Source organism: Methanohalobium evestigatum Z-7303, from assembly GCF_000196655.1.
Classification (GTDB): domain Archaea; phylum Halobacteriota; class Methanosarcinia; order Methanosarcinales; family Methanosarcinaceae; genus Methanohalobium; species Methanohalobium evestigatum.
The window spans coordinates 1396023-1413807 of the sequence record NC_014253.1 but is presented as its reverse complement, the minus strand read 5'-3'; the positions used below and the strand labels follow the sequence as shown (position 1 = coordinate 1413807).

The window sequence follows — 17785 nt, the reverse complement described above, 5'->3', positions numbered from 1 at the left end:
TTATAATGTCTGTAAATGTCTATGGCAGTGGAGATCCAGTACGTCTTTTTGTTGCAGGATTGCACGGTGATGAATGGAAAGATACATCAGACATTTTATACAATCTCAAAACACCCATACATGGTACACTGATAACCATTCCTGTAGTAAACAGTGGTGAATATGTATCAACCCTTGATGAAAGCTACTATAAAAACAAGGGCAAAATAATAATCGACACTGTTATAAAATATCAACCAAGCATCTATGTAGAACTGCATTCCTACTCCGGTGAAAACATTGTATATCTAACAGATAAAAACCGACTTAAAAAGACAGGTGTACCTGCATACAGCAAACTTGATAACAATGTTTTACTCGGTTCAGTGGCTCCCTATATCAGGCGTAACTATTTTTCCAAAAAGGCACTGTGCCTATCATTTGAAATTAAAAAATCCGATGAAAAATCAAAACAATTTGCCGCTAAAATGGCTGATATAGTAAAAGAATGCAATTCAAGGGATGATTTTATACTATTTTTAAAACAAAAATATCCAGAACAAGCAGAAAAAGCAATTGAAAATTATAAAAAATTTTATGGTTTGTAACACTGTTACAAACCAGTTCTTAAAAATCACCTGCGACCGGGCATCTGGGGAGGTGTCATCCCTTCGTATGTGTTTACATTGTGTTCAGGTTTAACTTCTGGAGAGGATTCTTTCTGTGACCGCAGTACATCATCTATGCGAAGAACCATTACTGATGCTTCTGATGCAGACTTGATGGCCTGTGTTTTAACTCTGAGCGGGTCTACAATATTGTTTTCATACATGTCAATGACTTCACCTGTATTCAGGTTAAATCCGGCGTTTTTAATACTGCTGTGTTTTGTGCGAAGTTCCAGAAGGGAATCTATTGAATCATAACCTGCATTGGTTGCAAGGGATTTGGGGATTGCTTCTACAGCATCTGCAAAGGCAGAAATTGCAAGTTGCTGACGTCCTCCTATAGATACAGCATAATCACGTAATCCAAGAGCAACCTCGATTTCGGAAGAACCTCCACCGGGTACTATTTTTCCATCTTCTACAACTGATTTTACAACCTTGAATGCATCATCAATGGCACGTTCAATATTATCAGTAACGTGTTCTGTACCGCCGTGAATAGTAATTGTCACTGTTTTGTACGGACAATCTTTGATGTAGGTCTTTGCATCATCGAATTCGCCTACTTGTTCCAGCATACCTGCAGTACCCAAATCAGTAGCTTCCAGTTCATTTACGTCCTGCACAATACGGGCACCTGTCGCCTGAGATAGACTTTTCATCTCTGAATTACCTACTCGGCGTGCAGCATAGATTCCTTTATTCTGAAGGTAGTGTACTGCTCTGTCGTCAAGACCCTTGGAACAGAACAATACATTTGCTCCACTTGCTATGACAGATTCTGCCATCTTCTTGAGCTGAGCTTCTTCTCTTTCAGTATATGCTGACATTTCATCAGGTGAATTAATTTCTACTTTTGAATCAATTTGAGTCTTCTCGACTTCAATAGGTGCATCCACAAGAGTAATTTTTGCATCCTGTATCGTTTTTGGCATACTTGGATGTAGTTTGCCCTTATTCAGTGCAATACCCCTGATAAGCTCTGTATCACTGGCTTTTCCACCAACTTCCTGATTGATTAGTATTTTATCTTCAATATTTACTTCACCATTGTCTTCGATTGCTGTGACAGCATCAACACAGATTTTTGGAAGGTAGTCACCATAGGATTCAGATGCTTTTCCTGTTATAGAGGTCTTGGCGATTTTTTCCAGTATTTTTCTATCCCCTTTATCCACGTCTATTGCAAAGTTTTCAAGGATTTCCTGTGCTTTATTTGCTGCCATCCTGTATCCTTTTGCAATAATTGTTGGATGGACACCTTTGTGAACCAGTTCTTCTGCTTTATCCATTAGTTCACCGGTCATTACAACAGCACTTGTAGTTCCATCACCTGCAATATCATCCTGTGTGCTTGCAACTTCTACAATTAGTTTTGCAGTAGGATGTTCAATATCCATTTCATCAAGTATGGTAGCACCATCATTTGTAAGAATTATATCTCCTACATCGTTTACAAGCATTTTGTCCATTCCTTTAGGACCAAGTGTTGACCGTACTACATTGGCAACAGCCTTTGCAGCATTAATATTCATTGATAAAGCGTCTCTACCCGATGTTCTTTGTTTGTTGGGGTCCAAGTACATCGGTTGACCATATTGTTGTCCTGCCATTGATTTAATCCTCCTGTGATAAATTTAATAACGATTATATAATCTACAATATAAATCTATGTATAAAAACTACTGTTATGGGTTCTATAAAAATATTGTGAAATAATATGATACAACCAAGAGGTAAACACAAAAAACTTTAATTTATAAATTATCAAAACAACTATACATGCTTAATTTTATAGGACTTGGACTCTATGATGAAAAAGATATATCTGTAAAAGGGTTGGAAACCATTAAAAACGCAGATAAAGTGTATCTTGAGTTTTATACATCACACCTTTTTGGAACGGATATAAAAAAAATGGAACAATTCTACGGGAAAAAAATACATGTTCTCAAAAGGGAAGATGTGGAACAACATCCAGACTGGATTGATGAGGCAAAAGAGAAGAATATAGTATTTCTTACCGGTGGCGATTCTATGGTCGCCACAACCCATGTAGACCTGAGAATCCGTGCAATTGATAAAGGTATCAAAACATCTGTAATACATGGAGCTTCAATTGCCTCTGCTGTATGTGGACTTACAGGACTACAGAATTATCGTTTCAGTAAATCCACAACAATTCCTTTCCCTTATACCACAGGCAGAGGTAAAACAATTGTTTCTGAAGTACCCTATGACACGATAAAATCAAATTTTGAGCAGGGTTTACATACACTTGTTTATCTGGATATAGATATGGATAAGGGCTACATGTCTATTAATAAAGGACTTGAAATATTACAGGGGATAGATAAAAAACGCAGAGAGAATTTTATAAATGATAAAATTGCTGTAGGTGTAGCAAGAGCAGGGTCTTATAATCCTGTAATAAAAGCGGATTATATCAGTTCATTAATTGATTTTGAATTTGGTTCACCGCTACATATACTTGCAATCCCTGGTCCATTGCATTTTATAGAGGCAGAAGCACTGGTTAAACTGGCAGATGGTCCTGAACAAATTCTGGATTGAACCTGAAAAACTATATAACACTTAATTAATATAAACCTACAAAAATATTATTCTAAAGAGAGCAAACATGTCACGTGGTTCAGTAGGTGTTATATTTGGAGAAACCGGGACACTTGAATTCAAGTTCCTGGTATCAGAAAGTACTCCTGTTCACAGAGGAGAGTATGTAAAAGCTTGGCATGAATCCGATGGCTGGATTCTTGCACAGGTAATATTGATAAAACGATACAGCGAAAAATATACACTCAAAGAGGCGAAAAACGGTTTAAGGAAAGACAAAAGCGGAGATAATATCGTAGCTGAAGCAACTGTTATAGGCAACAGGGACAGTTCCGGACTGCTCCGCGCACCTACAATACCTTTCAGTCCGGGTGACCCGATATACAAGGCTGATGATGATTTAATAAACAGTGTCCTTGGACTATCCGGAAAAAAGGATATGAATATCGGGTTGCTGGAAGGGACTGACATCCCTGTAAATTTAAGTGTCAACAGTCTTGTCCAGCGGCACTGCAGTATACTTGCAAAAACCGGTAGTGGTAAGTCCTATACTGCAGGTGTAGTTCTGGAAGAACTACTGGATAACAATGTTCCGCTACTTATAATAGACCCACATAGTGAATATGCATCACTCAAAGACCCAGGGTCTGAAAAACAAGGAGACCTCGACAAATATAATATTTCTCCAAAAGGGTACGGTTCCGATATAACTATCTATACACCAGCAAACAAAGCAATAAATCCGGTGGCTGATGAAGCGTTCAGGTTGAACGGGAACAACCTTACAGTAAAAGAATTGACATCTATCTTTCCAGAGAGTTATACCAGTACACATGTCGGTATCCTTTATGAAGCCGTACAGAAACTCAGGTCAGAGATGGATACTTATACCATTGATGATATTATTTTTGAAGTTGGCAATGATAAAAGCAAGGCAAAGTGGAACGTTATAAATCTGCTTGAAAGTGTACGTGATTCTGAAATCCTTTCAACCACCCCTACACCAATCGAAGACCTTCTTCAAAAGGGGAAAGCATCAGTTATTGATTTAAAAGGTGTATCTCCAGACCTTCAGCGCATGATTGTTGCTGAAGTATGCAGTTCCTTGTTTGAAGCAAGAAAAATGGACAATGTACCACCCGGTATGCTGGTTATAGAAGAAGCACACAACTTTGCCCCTGAAAAAGGATTTAGCAAATCTCCAAGTTCTGAAGTACTCAGAAATATAGCTTCTGAAGGGCGTAAATTCGGTCTTGGTATGATGGTTATATCTCAGAGACCTGCACGTGTGGATAAAAACGTATTATCCCAGTGTGGAACACAGATTATCATGAAAGTGACAAATCCCAATGACCTCAAATCCATAAGTAAAGGTCTTGAAGGTGTTAATTCCTATGTTGAGGATGAATTGATACGACTCCCACAGGGTGTTTCCATGCTTGTCAGCACTGACATAGAAAAACCTGTACTTGTGGATATAAGGGTTCGAAAATCACAGCATGGTGGTAAATCTGTTAATGTTTTAAAAGGAAAACAAAAGAAACAAAAGTCAAAGGAAACCAAACAAAAACAAAGTCCTCCTCCGAAGAAAACCCCTCCTGAACCTTCGCAACCATCAGCAGATACCGGTAGCACATCCGCACCGAAACAATCTGAAGCATCAGAACAAAATTCAGAGGATAAAGGAGGATTGTTCAAGAAAATCTTTGGTGCAAACAAATGATTTATGATGGAGGTTATGTTTGGCAGCTGATTTGAATGAAAAAGTAGATAGATATCAAAGACTACTCGAAAAAGCACTCGAAAAAGCAGAATTCATCCCGATTGAAAACTCACATATGTATACAGCTGCCAGTGATTTTTATACGATGGCAAAAGCATACTATGAGGACGGTATGCATTTTCTCAAAATGAATGACCCTGTTAATGCACTGGCGTGTTTTAGCTATGGACATGCATGGCTTGATGCTGGTGCAAAACTTGGTGTGTTCATAGTCGATGATGAAAAACTGTTTACCATCTAAATCACTAAAAAGCCGGTAATTATAATAGTTATCAAAAATTTAATAAACCGACCAGTTAATAGGAAATTTGAACTATAAAATCAACAGGACTATAATACACAAACGAGATGTAGGGAGAGGAGAAGAAGAATGCCAAATTATCATGTAACACTTGAAGCCGCTTGGTTGGTGAGAGATGTAAAAACAGCCGATGATGCAATCGGTGTAGCAATATCTGAAGCAGGGAAACGATTAAATCCAAAACTGGATTTTGTAGAGGTTGATGTAGGCACTACGTCGTGCCCTGCATGTGAAGAATCTTTCAGCAGCGTTTTTTTAGCTGCTGACACTGCAATCGTTGGTCTCATTCTTGATATGAAAGTGTTTGATGCTGAAAGTGAAGAGCATGCATCAAGAATTGCCAAGTCTGTAATTGGTCGTACATTGCGTGATGTTCCTTTGAAGGTTATCGAGGTAGAAGAATTTGAATAAATTCAAGGGGATTTGACCTGATGGATAATACAATATCAATCGTGGGTCATACAGCTCTTGATCACCTATTTAATGTAGAAAAAATAGCAGGACCAAATGAGTCCTTTCCTATACTTGATTATGAAATATCCTATGGGGGAGGTGCTGCAAATATTGCAGCTACAATTGCAACACTTGGTGGAAAATGTCAGTTAATATCTGGAGTTGGTAATGACTTTAAAAGCAGTGGATATGAAGATTACCTGACATCAACAGGTGTGGATTTATCCCACCTTTACAGAATGGAAGATGAAAAAAGTACAAAAGCATTTGTATTTACTGATAAGAATCATAACCAGTGTACTTATTTTCATTGGGGACCATCAGCACGTTTAAAAAAAACAGATCCCCCATCACTTGATTTTGTTCATCTTGCTACATCTGAACCAGTATTCAATTCTAAAGTGGCTCAAAAGGCTGGATTTGTATCCTTTGATCCTGGTCAGGATTTGGTAACCTATACCTCTGAACTTCTTGAGACAATCCTTTACAATACCAATATTATGTTTGCAAACAAACATGAAATCAAAAGGGTATGTGACATGATAAACCAGCCTTTTGATAAACTTAAAGATATGCTTGATGTTGTTGTAGTGACCTACGATGAGGAAGGTAGTAGAATCTATACAGATGATATTGATTACTGGATTCCTGCGATCCCTGTTAATGCAGTAGACCCAACAGGTGCCGGTGATGGGTATCGTGCAGGATTTTTACTTGGATATATCCAGAGATATCCGCTTAATGAATGTGGAAAAATAGGTTCAACAGTGGCATCATTTATAGTAGAAAAAGCTGGTTGCCAGACAAATCTACCTGTCTGGAACGATGTTGAAAAACGGTGCAAATACTATTATGATTTAAATCTTTCAGATTAATCCTTTTTCTTTTAATCCATAAATATTTTATTTAAGTAAATAGGTATATTTAATACAGTCCTAAATATAATTATATCCTGAAGGTAGCAGTGATGGAGAACCCTATACAAACTCTGGTCTCTAAATTAAAATCCGGGCAAAAGAAACAATTTGTTTTACCAGATTACGACCCTGAAATACATGGTCATCTGGTCGATTATGAAGTTTCTGAGGATTATACTGAAATTGAAAGATACTGGATAGACCAGCCCTATGTGTTTGTCAGTATTATTAAAGACCGCTGGATGAAATACTACAATGTTGTAGAACCATCGCTTTATGAATATGAGAAATACCTGCTGGAGAAAGTATATGATGATTTGCAGGATATTCTTGTACTTGAAAATACTGATTTAGATAAGGATAAAGAAAACATCCTTATAGACAAAGCACTTTCCCTTCTTTATCGTTACCATAAAACAATAGATATAACATCTATATACAAAATAACCTACTTTTTAAGGAGAAATTTTCTCGGATATGAAAGTATTCATCCCCTAATGCTTGACCCTTACATAGAAGATATATCATGCGATGGTATTGACGTACCTGTTTATCTTTATCATATAAAATATCACAACATAATGACAAATATATCCTTTAGTGAAGAGCAGTTAAATTCTCTTGTTATCAAACTCTGTCAGAAAAGCGGGAAGCAGATATCTATCGGGGAACCGCTTGTCGATGCCACAATGAGTGATGGTTCCAGACTTCAGGCGACTCTTGGTAAAGAAGTTACAACACGAGGAAGTTCATTCAGTATACGAAGATTTAGAAGTAATCCACTTACTCCTATAGACCTTATAAGGTTTAACACCTCCAGCCTGGAAATTATGGCGTATTTCTGGATGGTAATTGAAAATGGAAAAAATGCCATATTTGCAGGAGGTACTGCTTCTGGTAAAACTTCGATGCTTAATGCAGTATCATTATTCATACCACCGCTTACCAAAATAATATCTATAGAAGATACCCGTGAGTTAACGCTACATCATGATAACTGGATTGCAGGGGTTACAAGGAAATCATTTACTGAAGATGGTACTTCTGAAATATCGATGTATGACCTTTTAAAGGCTGCCATGAGACAAAGACCAGAATATATTCTTGTGGGCGAAGTTCGGGGTAAGGAAGCACTTACACTGTTTCAGGCGATGTCAACAGGTCATACCACCTATTCTACCATGCATGCTGGTGATGCACAGACAGTGGTGAACCGGCTGGAAAATGACCCAATAAACGTACCACGTGTTATGCTGAGGTCAATTGATATCCTTTCAATCCAGAAACAGACCTATGTTAATGAAAACAGAGTAAGAAGAACCCAGAGTATAGTTGAATTCACCGGTATTGACCCCAAGACAGGAGAAATCCGGATTAATGAACTGTACCGATGGGACCCTGTAAACGATAATTTCTACAGTACAATGAATTCTCAGGCTCTTAACCATATCATGCAGGTTAGAGGATGGAGTAAAGACGACCTGTATAATGAAATCGAAAACAGGAAAAAGATACTTGATTACATGCGTGTTAACAACATGAGAGATTATATCAGCGTGTCTCTTGTTGTTCATGCCTATTCAACAAATCCAGATGTTGTCATGGAGAGCATTGAAAATAATAATCTGGAATGGGTAATATCCAAAAACATAGATAGTGATATAAAATGAATATTGTAGAGGTAACAGCCTACAGAATATTTGGTAATCTGGTTGATAAAAAAGTCAATAACAATAAGTATATTGACATTAAGCACCAGTTGCGCAAAGCTGTTATACCTGTTCCAGTTGTGCAGTATGTATCACTTGCATATTTTTATTCGCTCATAACTGGTTTGGTAATCGGTTCTATAGGATTTTATGCAAGTCTTGTAGTTTTTTCAGATACAGGAGCGTTATTTGTATTTAAAGATTTGTTACCAAATTGGATTGAAGCGTATGCTTTAGAATTAATGGCTTGTGTACAGGGCATTCTAATTTTTTTAATTGGCTTTTATACAACCTATTTTGTTTATCTTTCCATACCATCATTAAAAGCAAATATTCGTAAAACATCCATAGACCAGTCATTAATCCATGTAACTACTTACCTTTATGCAATGACCCGGGGAGGTGGTTTATCACTTTTTGATATTTTCAAGTCTCTTAGTAACCATAAACATATATATGGTACAGCTGCTGAGGAATTTGGGTACATTGTAAGAGATATGGAATTTTTCGGACATGATATAATAACCGCTCTTCAGAATGCAAAATTAAGAACCCCCTCACAGAATTTTAGAGAGCTTATAGATGGGTTAATTTCGATTTTGTCTAGTGGAGGGGATATAACTGCTTATTTGAAAAATAAAACCGAACAATACCGTTCAGTAGCAAAAACCGAACAGCAGACATTTTTGGAAACACTTGGTATACTGGCTGAATCCTATGTATCTGTTTTTGTCGTAGCACCCCTCTTTCTGATGACAATACTTGTGGTTCTTGGACTCCTTAACCCTACTTCAATTCTCATCATGTATTTGTTAATATATATTGCAGTTCCTTTCGGTACAATGGTATTTCTTATACTGCTTGATACTATAACATCAGACCAGCAAAAATTACCCGAAACTTATGTTACAGAAAAAAGTCTTAATGTTTTTGATGATTTACATGTTAAATTCTCCAAATTGGATGAAGAACTTATAAAAAAAATCGAATTTCAAAAGCGGATTACAAAAATAAAAGATAGTCTGAAACACCCGATACATCTCATGCGTGGTAGACCTTCATATGCTTTTGTGTTAAGTATCCCTGTTGCTCTTTTTTATTTTTTAAATAACATAATTGGTAGGTATCAGTTCGATTTTAATATAAAACTGGTTGAATTATCCACTTTTAATATTGACTTTGCTACATATATTGATGATTATATCTTTTATTCTGTACTGATTATGATTGTACCTTTTATCGTGTTCCATGAATTAAGGGCTAAAAGAATCAGTCAGATAGAGGAACAGATTCCTGAATTTTTCAAAAAACTGGCAAGTATTAATGAAGCGGGAATTATGTTGATGGATGCTATATCAATGACCGCTCAATCCAAAGTGGGTATTATACACACAGAAATAGGTAAAATGAAGGAAGATATTAACTGGGGAACAAACCTTACACAGGCATTGAAAAAATTTGAATACCGTGTTCGTACGGATTTGACCCGGAGAATAGTGACTACTATTATAAAGGCAAGCGAATCCACAAATGATGTTACAAGTGTTTTAAACATTGCGGCAAACGATGCTGAAGTCCAGAAACAGATGAAAAATCAGCGCTCTACTGAAATGTATGTTTATGTCTTTATTATCTATATGGCGTTTTTTGTGTATCTTTTTATTGTGTATATCCTTACTGTGCATTTTCTTTCTTCCATGCCATCGACAATGGGTGATTCAGTTGCAGGAATGACGATGGTTAATAGTATAAATATTGAAGAATATGAGATGCTTTTCTTCCATGCTTCCATGATTCAGGGATTTTGTTCAGGGCTTGTAGCAGGTCAGATGGGAAACGCAAGTATCAATTCAGGTCTAAAGCACTCAATTATAATGATTGTTTCCTCTTATGCATTATTTGCACTATTAATTTAATCGGAGAATGATATGAAAATGCAAAAAAATCTAAAGCCTTTATTTGAAAACTCGGATGCAGTTACCGAAGTTGTAGGTGAAATATTGATGACAGCGATTGTTGTTCTTGCTTTTTCTGTACTGTCCGTCTTTGCATTTTCATATCTTGATATTACCGAAAAACCCCATGTTGATGTGGACGGCTGGGTGAATGTTGAATCAGATGTTATAAATCTCAGGCACAGCGGTGGCGAAGTTGTCGATACAAAAGATATGAAGATTATCATAAGCCTTAACAACAGTACAAGGAAGGAAATCGCCTCTGATGGTATTGGTTCAATCTACAATAAAAACACATGGCGGTTGGGAGATGTAATATCTATCAAAACTTCAAGTAAATGGAATGAGGATATTAAGCAAAATGATTATGTGGAATCCACAATCGTTCATACAAAATCAAATATCGTGATTGAAAACGGTGTATTGCTTGGTGAAGATATTTCAGAAGGCTTTGCGGGAGAACCAATTGAACCGCCTGAAGATAGCAAGGAAGATGCCTACTATGTTGAATATGTTGATGGAACTGTAGAGGTAAATAAAACAGGAGAAGGAGAAGGGAATTCTCCTATTGATTTAATTTTTGAATTTAATGTTACAAAGGAAAATACAGAATTAAAAATCCAAGATAACGGTATTAAGGTGGAGGGTCAAGGAAATTATAGTGATATCAGTATAACAGGAAAAGGCAATAAAAAAATTAATGGAGATAGCTCGCCAGAGAAAGTTAAACATAGCGGTAACACACACGTTGTAAAGGTAAAAATAAAAGAATCAGATATTAAAGATACTACTTTTGTGTATGATGATACGGTTCCCGATGTTGATAATTATATAATTATAAAATTAATTTTTGATGATAACAGTTCTAAAGTTTTCTATTTCAAAGAAGAGTGAGGCAAATCCGACATGAAATCCTTAACAAATTCTGACACTGCAATTTCCACAGTTGTTTCAGCGGTACTGATACTTGGACTTATTGTTACAGTAGCTACTATTATAAATGTCAGTTATATACCCGAATGGAAAACAGATGCAGAATATTCTCATATGACGGGTGTACTCAATGACATGTCGGATTTGAAATCAAGTATTGATCTTCTATCTGTTGTTGACAGCCAGAACACAAGTATAAGTGTTCCTGTGAAAATGGGTGGTGGTGAGATACCAATTGTAGCACCTGGAAAATCCAGTGGTACGCTTGCAGTAAACGATTATAATTATTATCTGACTGTTAAAGCCAGTAATAGTTCTGGAGAAATATACAACAGCAGTAATTATTTAGGTTCTATCAGTTACCGCTCCAACAACAACTATTACGTAGACAAGGTTTTTGGATACGAAAATGGAGCATTGATTGTTGCACAGGATAACAGGTCGGTTATAAAACTGTCTCCTCAAATCACCCTTCAGAATAAAGCTAACGTAAGTTTGGATATAAACGCTGTATGTATTAAAGGGGGTACAAACACCATTAGCAGCAATAATATAGAAGAAGTACAGTTAATATCAAAATCAAGTTTTTCACATACATTATACCAAGATAATAATTTAACACAGGTTTCTGTAGTTGTTAGTTCCGCTTATCCGGGTGCATGGAAACAGTATTTTAATACTACTGCAAAATCAGAAGGGCTAACATATAATATTAATTATAAATTAAAAAATACTAACAGGAATACTGTCAACTTTACAGTAAACTCAACGAACAATAAAATAGACCTGACAGTAACAAATGATTCATTTATAGCAAGACTTACCCCTCTTTTAAATACACGATAATAAAGTTTGTTCAGACTCAACTTTTTAGTAGGATTAAAACTAATCATTAACAATAGGGGGATTAGAATTGAATAAAGAAGTCATGCTCTATGACAAACTTGACGATAACAAAGTACAATGTAAAATTTGCAGCCACCGGTGCACAATAGCACCCGGTAAAAAAGGATTTTGCCAGGTAAGGGAAAACCAAAACGGGACACTTTATGCTCTGAATTACAATGTTGTATCCAGTGAAGCTATTGATTCGATTGAAAAAAAGCCACTGTATCATTTTTATCCGGGATCGTTATCTTACTCGCTTGGTACAATAGGGTGCAATTTCAGATGTAAACACTGTCAAAACTGGGTAATATCCCAGTGTGAACTTGATACATCCCAGACTATCGAAATAACACCTGAACAGGCAATTGACCGTGCATTAAGTTATAACGCAGACAGCATATCATGGACCTACAATGAACCAGCTATCTGGTTTGAATACACCTATGATTCTGCAAAACTTGCCAAAGAAAATGGATTATCCACTGTCTATGTAACAAACGGCTATATTACACCTGAAGCATTGAAAATGATATCACCATATCTTGATGCCTACAGTGTGGATATAAAGGCTTTTAACGAAGAATTTTATAAAGACATTGCAAGTGCAAAACTCCAGCCTGTTCTGGAATCTACAAAACTTGCTAAAGAACTTGGAATACATGTAGAGGTAACCTATCTGGTTATACCAGAACTTAATGATACACGCGAAGAAATCCAGCAGTTTTCAAAATGGGTTGTTGATAATGTGGGTGTTGATACTCCGGTTCATTTTTCGCGATTCCAGCCTCTTTATAAAATGAAGGATTATCAGCCCACACCAATTGAAACTCTTGAAAAGGCATATAATACAGCGATTGAAGAAGGTATAAAGTACGTATATCTTGGAAACGTTATGCATAGACAGGTTAATACATTCTGTCCAAATTGTGGAAAGATGTTGATCAAACGGGGCATGGGTGTAGAACAGTATAATATAAGCAATAACAACGAATGCATGTATTGTGGAGAAAACATTCCAGTGGTTACCGGTTTTCTCTAATAATACATTTTTTAAACACATTAGAAAAAACTGAAAGAGCAAAAGATTTAAGTTAGAGTAATACATTAGGAATGTTCGCAGCACGATAAGCATACTGAAAACACAAAGAGCCGCCATAACTTAGCTGGTAGAGTGCTCGGCTGTTAACCGAGTTGTCACAGGTTCGAGTCCTGTTGGCGGCGTCATTACTCTATTTTACAGGGCCCATAGCTTAGTCTGGTTAAAGCGCTCGGCTCATAACCGCGTGACCACCGGTTCGAATCCGGTTGGGCCCATTTGGTTTTTTTGATAAATAACTCTTATATATGGGGATGTAGGATTACTAAATCAAACAATTATATAACAAGTAAAAATACAGGAGATTTCTGATGAAACAAAAACTTATAGCTATATTTCTGGCGTTCATCATGGTTGGGTCGGTTATTCCTTACCTTTTCAGTGGCTCCAGCCAACCGGAAGAAAATAATCCAGAGGATCAGACCAACGCACCGGGGTTTGAATCGGTATCTGGAAAACACGTTGACCATAAATTTAATTCTATAGATGATGCACTGAAAATGACACCTGAGGGGGTAGTATCAGCACAGTACTTTGATATATCAAAAATAAAAGGCACACCCATTGAAAACTTAATTAATCTAAATAGGACTGCTCCGCAGGGTATGTATAATGCAAACATCACAAAGACCTACTCTGCAAATTACAATGGTTCCCAGTTCCAGTTACATACATTCACACCAGAAATTGTCGCTTTCCAGTACACATCCAAATCATACAACGGCTATCAACTTTTGGGTCGTAGTAATGGGATATATAATGTGATAGGAAACCCGACAATACTTGGTAGTGAAGAAAAGGTTAAGGATGTTATTGATGTACTCTCAAAGGATTCTGAAAACACTGATAAATTTGACAGGATTATAAGTTATAGCAATCCTGATGCAGAAATACAAGTAGTACAGGATATACCTAATGATTTTGCTGACCAGTATTATCTGGGAATCAGTAAACTCGGAAATAATAATTACCAGCGCAACATAGTTTATCTGAATCCTTCTAACAGTACTATAGATAATATATCCCAGCTTGAAGCAAATAGTACAGAACGTGGAGTGGAATTTAATACTACTACAGAAGGCGACGTTACAAAAGTAGTGGTTGAAGGTAATTTAATGAGTGTTATAAGTGAACCACAACCACATTCCAGTATGAATAACACCAATCAAACCCAGCCATGATTATAGCGTAAAATATTTAACTAAAAGTCACAATTCATAGCCAGCACTTAAGCTGTAAATATTACAGTCAATATACAGTCAATACAGTCAAAAGCAAACGATGAATAATGAAAAATTATGATTTAATATCATAATTTTGAAGGAGATAAAAACATGAAAAAGTTTGACGTACCAGAAGAATTACAAAATAAAGCACTTGAAGCGGTAGAGTTAGCAAGAGACACCGGAAAAATCAAAAAAGGAACAAATGAGTCCACGAAAGCAGTGGAGAGAGGTACATCTAAACTTGCAGTGATTGCTGAAGATATAGACCCTGAAGAAATAATTGCTCACCTACCACCACTGTGCGAAGAGAAAAGCATTCCATACATATTCGTATCCCAGCAAAAAGAACTTGGTTCAGCATGTGGACTTGAAGTTGGCTGTTCTTCCGTTGCTATTACTGATTCTGGCAAAGGAAACGAAATCATAAAAGATATTGCTGAAAAAGTTGAATCATTAAAATAATTTAAAAAAGCTACAAGGGGAATCATAAATGGCAGAAGAAGATTCTGGCTATGCAGCCGAAGTTATTGATGTGATTGGTAACACCGGTATGCATGGAGAAGCCAGCCAAATTCAATGTCGCATTCTGGAAGGACGCGACAAAGGAAGAGTAATTACCCGTAATTGCATGGGACCTGTCCGGGTTGGAGATATAATCGTATTGATGGAAACATCAAGAGAAGCAAAGAAACTAACAACAAGGTGATTGTAAATGGAACAAAGAAAATGTTCATTCTGTGGAGAAATGCTTGAACCCGGCACTGGAAAACTCTATGTAAGAAAGGACGGAACATCCTATTATTTCTGTTCATCTAAATGTCAGAGTAACTACAATCTTGGAAGGCTTCCAAGGCGTACAATCTGGACAGAACAGGGTCGTATTTATCTCAAAAAATAATGAAGTGGTATGTAGGTGTTTAAATGGAACAGACATACGTAATGGTTAAACCAGATGGTGTCCAGCGCGGTCTTATCGGTGAAATCGTGTCAAGAATTGAAAAACGCGGTTTAAAAATCACCGCAATGAAGATGCACCAGATAGATGAAGAGACTGCAAGGGAACACTATAAAGAGCACTCAGATAAGCCATTTTTTGAACCACTGGTAGAATACATCACTTCAAGTCCGTCCGTATCCATGATTGTTGAAGGAGAGAATGCAATTACAATAATGCGTTCAATGAATGGTGCTACAAAACCCATAGAAGCTCAGCCGGGAACTATACGTGGAGACTTCGCGATTGAAACAGGGAGAAATGTAGTACACGCTTCTGATTCAAAAGAGACTGCAGAAAAGGAAATAGCACTCCATTTCAGTGAATCAGAAACTACCACCTACTCCAGAATAGATGAAGTGTGTCTTTACGAATAAAAACGACAACACTTCATCACCCTACCTTTCTTTCTTTAGATTTATATTTGTATAGGTAAATACTATACTTTAATCTTGGAATTTTAGCCGGGCGCTATACCAGGAAGGGGTTAATTATGAACGAAAAATCCAATTTAAGAACTCCTATTGTAAGTGTTATGGGTCATGTGGACCACGGTAAAACTACATTACTTGATAAAATACGTGGTACTACTATAACTTCTGGAGAAGCAGGTGCGATTACCCAGCATATCGGTGCGACAGAAGTGCCCATCGATTTAATATCAAAAAAATGCGGGGATTCAAACCTTGCCAACAAATTCATTGTACCCGGATTGCTGTTCATTGATACCCCCGGGCATCATGCGTTTACATCACTAAGAAGCCGTGGAGGAGCACTTGCTGACCTTGTTATTGTTATCGTTGATATCAATGAAGGCTTTATGCCTCAGACAAAAGAGAGCCTTGAAATTTTAAAAAGGTTTAAAACTCCTTTTGTAGTGGTTGCAAACAAGATGGATAGAATACACGGCTGGAACCCTACACAAGATGCACCGTTTTCAGCAACATACCAAAATCAGAGCCAGCGTGTAAAGGATATACTCGATCAGAAAGTGTATGAAATCGTCGGGGAACTTTATGAGGCTGGTTTCAATTCCAACCGTTATGACAGGGTAACAGATTTCCAGAGGAATATTGGTGTTGTGCCTATAAGCGCATCAACGGGTGAAGGGATACCAGATCTTTTAATGGTTCTTATGGGTCTTGCACAAAAATTCCTCGAATCAGACCTTAGTTATGATGCTGATGGTCCCGGTGTAGGCACTGTTCTTGAAGTTAAAGAAGAAAAAGGACTTGGTGCTACCATAGACCTCATCCTGTACGATGGTAAATTAAGAAAAGGAGATACCATTGTTATAGGAAGTTCAGGAGAACCGATAAAGACCAAAGTCAGAGCTCTTTTGAAACCGAACTATCTATCTGAGATACGAACCGAAGATAAATTCAGACAGGTTAATGAGGTTACAGCGGCAACAGGTGTTAAAGTTTCAGCACCAGACCTTGAAAATGTCCTTGCTGGTTCTCCTATAAGAGCTGCTACTGGGGATGTTGACAGGGTGGTTGATGAGGTTAAAAAAGAACTTGAAGACATTAAAATATCAACCGAAAATACAGGTCTAACTATAAAAGCTGATACCATTGGCTCACTGGAAGCGCTTGCAAATGAACTTGCTGAAGAGGAAATACCAATTAGAAAAGCTGAAGTTGGTGATATATCACAGCGTGATATTATCGAAGTTTCGGCTATTGAAGACCAGTATTATTCAGTGATTATTGGTTTCAATGTCAAGGTTTTACCCGATGCAAAGGAAAAAGCTCAATTTTCAGATATTAAACTGTTTGTTAATGATGTTATCTACAAATTGATTGATGACTATAAAGAATGGGTTGAAGAAAAGAAAGCTCTGAGCCAGAACACCATATCAGAAATGATAGTCAAACCCGGAAGATTTACAATTTTACCCGATTACGTGTTTAGACAGAGCAAACCTGCCGTTGTAGGTGTCAAAGTAAATGGTGGAATTATAAAGACCAATGTTAATGTAGCCAAAAAAGACGGCACGGTTGTAGGAAAAATCAAAGGTATACAATCTGAAGGAGAAAATGTAGGCGAAGCAAAAGTCGGTATGGAAGTAGCTGTTGCGATAGAAGGACCGGTGGTAGGTAGGCAAATAAAAGAAAATGAAATGCTATACATTGATGTACCAGAAAAACATGCAAAAATACTTGAACATGAATTGTATGATTCATTGAAAGATCATGAAATAGAAACCCTTGAAAGTTTTCTGGAAATCAAACGTAAAAATAACCCATTCTGGGCAAAATAATTTAAGTTTTAAAACTGGTTAAAAATAAAATTAAAAAGGAGGT

Annotated in this window: 18 protein-coding genes and 2 tRNA genes; 19 read left to right on the top strand and 1 reads right to left on the bottom strand. The window is 36.9% G+C overall.

The window, feature by feature from the left end; all coding sequences use genetic code 11:
• The first annotated feature begins 5 nt into the window (after positions 1 to 5).
• Complete coding sequence (locus METEV_RS07070; RefSeq protein WP_013194840.1) at positions 6 to 587, top strand: DUF2119 domain-containing protein; 582 nt, start codon at positions 6 to 8, stop codon at positions 585 to 587.
• Between the two features lie 26 nt (positions 588 to 613).
• On the opposite strand, the gene thsA is transcribed toward METEV_RS07070, so the two are convergent.
• Complete coding sequence (thsA, locus tag METEV_RS07065) at positions 614 to 2260, bottom strand: thermosome subunit alpha (RefSeq protein WP_013194839.1); 1647 nt, start codon at positions 2258 to 2260, stop codon at positions 614 to 616.
• 169 nt (positions 2261 to 2429) lie between these two features.
• Between thsA and dph5 the strand changes: the two genes are divergently transcribed.
• From dph5 to infB, 18 genes are all read left to right on the top strand, one after another.
• A complete protein-coding gene (dph5, locus tag METEV_RS07060; RefSeq protein WP_013194838.1) occupies positions 2430 to 3221 on the top strand; it encodes a diphthine synthase in 792 nt (263 codons plus the stop codon).
• Between the two features lie 67 nt (positions 3222 to 3288).
• The gene (locus METEV_RS07055) at positions 3289 to 4944 is read left to right on the top strand and encodes a helicase HerA domain-containing protein (RefSeq protein ID WP_013194837.1); all 1656 of its coding nucleotides are present in this window, start codon (positions 3289 to 3291) and stop codon (positions 4942 to 4944) included.
• A 19-nt stretch (positions 4945 to 4963) separates the two neighbouring features.
• Positions 4964 to 5245 carry a DUF357 domain-containing protein gene (locus METEV_RS07050; protein WP_013194836.1) on the top strand — a complete coding sequence of 94 codons (282 nt, stop codon included), beginning with the start codon at positions 4964 to 4966 and terminating at the stop codon, positions 5243 to 5245.
• 129 nt (positions 5246 to 5374) lie between these two features.
• Entirely contained in the window at positions 5375 to 5716 is a 342-nt protein-coding gene (locus tag METEV_RS07045; RefSeq protein ID WP_013194835.1) for a DUF555 domain-containing protein, read from the top strand.
• A 20-nt stretch (positions 5717 to 5736) separates the two neighbouring features.
• Positions 5737 to 6633, top strand: coding sequence for a carbohydrate kinase family protein (locus tag METEV_RS07040; RefSeq protein ID WP_013194834.1), 897 nt, complete (start codon positions 5737 to 5739; stop codon positions 6631 to 6633).
• Positions 6634 to 6725: 92 nt separating this feature from the next.
• Positions 6726 to 8345, top strand: coding sequence for a type II/IV secretion system ATPase subunit (locus METEV_RS07035; RefSeq protein WP_013194833.1), 1620 nt, complete (start codon positions 6726 to 6728; stop codon positions 8343 to 8345).
• Entirely contained in the window at positions 8342 to 10300 is a 1959-nt protein-coding gene (locus tag METEV_RS07030; protein ID WP_013194832.1) for a type II secretion system F family protein, read from the top strand. Before METEV_RS07035 ends, METEV_RS07030 begins: the two co-directional genes overlap by 4 nt.
• Positions 10301 to 10312: 12 nt before the next feature.
• On the top strand, positions 10313 to 11233 hold the full coding sequence (locus METEV_RS07025; RefSeq protein WP_013194831.1) for a type IV pilin N-terminal domain-containing protein: 921 nt from the start codon (positions 10313 to 10315) through the stop codon (positions 11231 to 11233).
• A 12-nt stretch (positions 11234 to 11245) separates the two neighbouring features.
• Positions 11246 to 12118, top strand: a complete 873-nt coding sequence (locus METEV_RS07020; protein WP_013194830.1) for a DUF7289 family protein — start codon at positions 11246 to 11248, stop codon at positions 12116 to 12118.
• A gap of 67 nt (positions 12119 to 12185) precedes the next feature.
• Positions 12186 to 13199: an AmmeMemoRadiSam system radical SAM enzyme gene (amrS, locus tag METEV_RS07015; protein WP_013194829.1), complete on the top strand. Its 1014-nt coding sequence runs from the start codon at positions 12186 to 12188 to the stop codon at positions 13197 to 13199.
• A 109-nt stretch (positions 13200 to 13308) separates the two neighbouring features.
• Positions 13309 to 13381: transfer RNA gene (locus METEV_RS07010), tRNA-Asn, on the top strand.
• Between the two features lie 18 nt (positions 13382 to 13399).
• A tRNA-Ile gene (locus METEV_RS07005) sits at positions 13400 to 13474 on the top strand.
• Between the two features lie 93 nt (positions 13475 to 13567).
• Positions 13568 to 14437 carry a surface glycoprotein gene (locus tag METEV_RS07000; RefSeq protein ID WP_013194828.1) on the top strand — a complete coding sequence of 290 codons (870 nt, stop codon included), beginning with the start codon at positions 13568 to 13570 and terminating at the stop codon, positions 14435 to 14437.
• Positions 14438 to 14590: 153 nt separating this feature from the next.
• Positions 14591 to 14944, top strand: a complete 354-nt coding sequence (gene rpl7ae / locus METEV_RS06995) for a 50S ribosomal protein L7Ae (RefSeq protein WP_013194827.1) — start codon at positions 14591 to 14593, stop codon at positions 14942 to 14944.
• A 28-nt stretch (positions 14945 to 14972) separates the two neighbouring features.
• Positions 14973 to 15188, top strand: coding sequence for a 30S ribosomal protein S28e (locus tag METEV_RS06990; protein ID WP_013194826.1), 216 nt, complete (start codon positions 14973 to 14975; stop codon positions 15186 to 15188).
• A 6-nt stretch (positions 15189 to 15194) separates the two neighbouring features.
• Positions 15195 to 15380: a 50S ribosomal protein L24e gene (locus METEV_RS06985; RefSeq protein ID WP_013194825.1), complete on the top strand. Its 186-nt coding sequence runs from the start codon at positions 15195 to 15197 to the stop codon at positions 15378 to 15380.
• Between the two features lie 23 nt (positions 15381 to 15403).
• Positions 15404 to 15853: a nucleoside-diphosphate kinase gene (gene ndk, locus METEV_RS06980; RefSeq protein ID WP_013194824.1), complete on the top strand. Its 450-nt coding sequence runs from the start codon at positions 15404 to 15406 to the stop codon at positions 15851 to 15853.
• A 116-nt stretch (positions 15854 to 15969) separates the two neighbouring features.
• On the top strand, positions 15970 to 17742 hold the full coding sequence (gene infB, locus METEV_RS06975; RefSeq protein ID WP_013194823.1) for a translation initiation factor IF-2: 1773 nt from the start codon (positions 15970 to 15972) through the stop codon (positions 17740 to 17742).
• The last annotated feature ends 43 nt before the right edge of the window (positions 17743 to 17785 follow it).

Excerpts from the sequence above, each read along its gene's own strand:
- METEV_RS07035 (WP_013194833.1), top strand. The coding sequence starts at position 6,726 with ATGGAGAACCCTATACAAACTCTGGTCTCTAAATTAAAATCCGGGCAA.
- METEV_RS06990 (WP_013194826.1), top strand. The coding sequence starts at position 14,973 with ATGGCAGAAGAAGATTCTGGCTATGCAGCCGAAGTTATTGATGTGATT.
- METEV_RS07055 (WP_013194837.1), top strand. The coding sequence starts at position 3,289 with ATGTCACGTGGTTCAGTAGGTGTTATATTTGGAGAAACCGGGACACTT.
- infB (WP_013194823.1), top strand. The coding sequence starts at position 15,970 with ATGAACGAAAAATCCAATTTAAGAACTCCTATTGTAAGTGTTATGGGT.
- METEV_RS07030 (WP_013194832.1), top strand. The coding sequence starts at position 8,342 with ATGAATATTGTAGAGGTAACAGCCTACAGAATATTTGGTAATCTGGTT.
- ndk (WP_013194824.1), top strand. The coding sequence starts at position 15,404 with ATGGAACAGACATACGTAATGGTTAAACCAGATGGTGTCCAGCGCGGT.
- METEV_RS07025 (WP_013194831.1), top strand. The coding sequence starts at position 10,313 with ATGAAAATGCAAAAAAATCTAAAGCCTTTATTTGAAAACTCGGATGCA.
- METEV_RS07040 (WP_013194834.1), top strand. The coding sequence starts at position 5,737 with ATGGATAATACAATATCAATCGTGGGTCATACAGCTCTTGATCACCTA.
- dph5 (WP_013194838.1), top strand. The coding sequence starts at position 2,430 with ATGCTTAATTTTATAGGACTTGGACTCTATGATGAAAAAGATATATCT.
- METEV_RS06985 (WP_013194825.1), top strand. The coding sequence starts at position 15,195 with ATGGAACAAAGAAAATGTTCATTCTGTGGAGAAATGCTTGAACCCGGC.
- METEV_RS07000 (WP_013194828.1), top strand. The coding sequence starts at position 13,568 with ATGAAACAAAAACTTATAGCTATATTTCTGGCGTTCATCATGGTTGGG.
- thsA (WP_013194839.1), bottom strand. The coding sequence starts at position 2,260 with ATGGCAGGACAACAATATGGTCAACCGATGTACTTGGACCCCAACAAA.
- METEV_RS07020 (WP_013194830.1), top strand. The coding sequence starts at position 11,246 with ATGAAATCCTTAACAAATTCTGACACTGCAATTTCCACAGTTGTTTCA.
- METEV_RS07070 (WP_013194840.1), top strand. The coding sequence starts at position 6 with ATGTCTGTAAATGTCTATGGCAGTGGAGATCCAGTACGTCTTTTTGTT.
- METEV_RS07045 (WP_013194835.1), top strand. The coding sequence starts at position 5,375 with ATGCCAAATTATCATGTAACACTTGAAGCCGCTTGGTTGGTGAGAGAT.
- rpl7ae (WP_013194827.1), top strand. The coding sequence starts at position 14,591 with ATGAAAAAGTTTGACGTACCAGAAGAATTACAAAATAAAGCACTTGAA.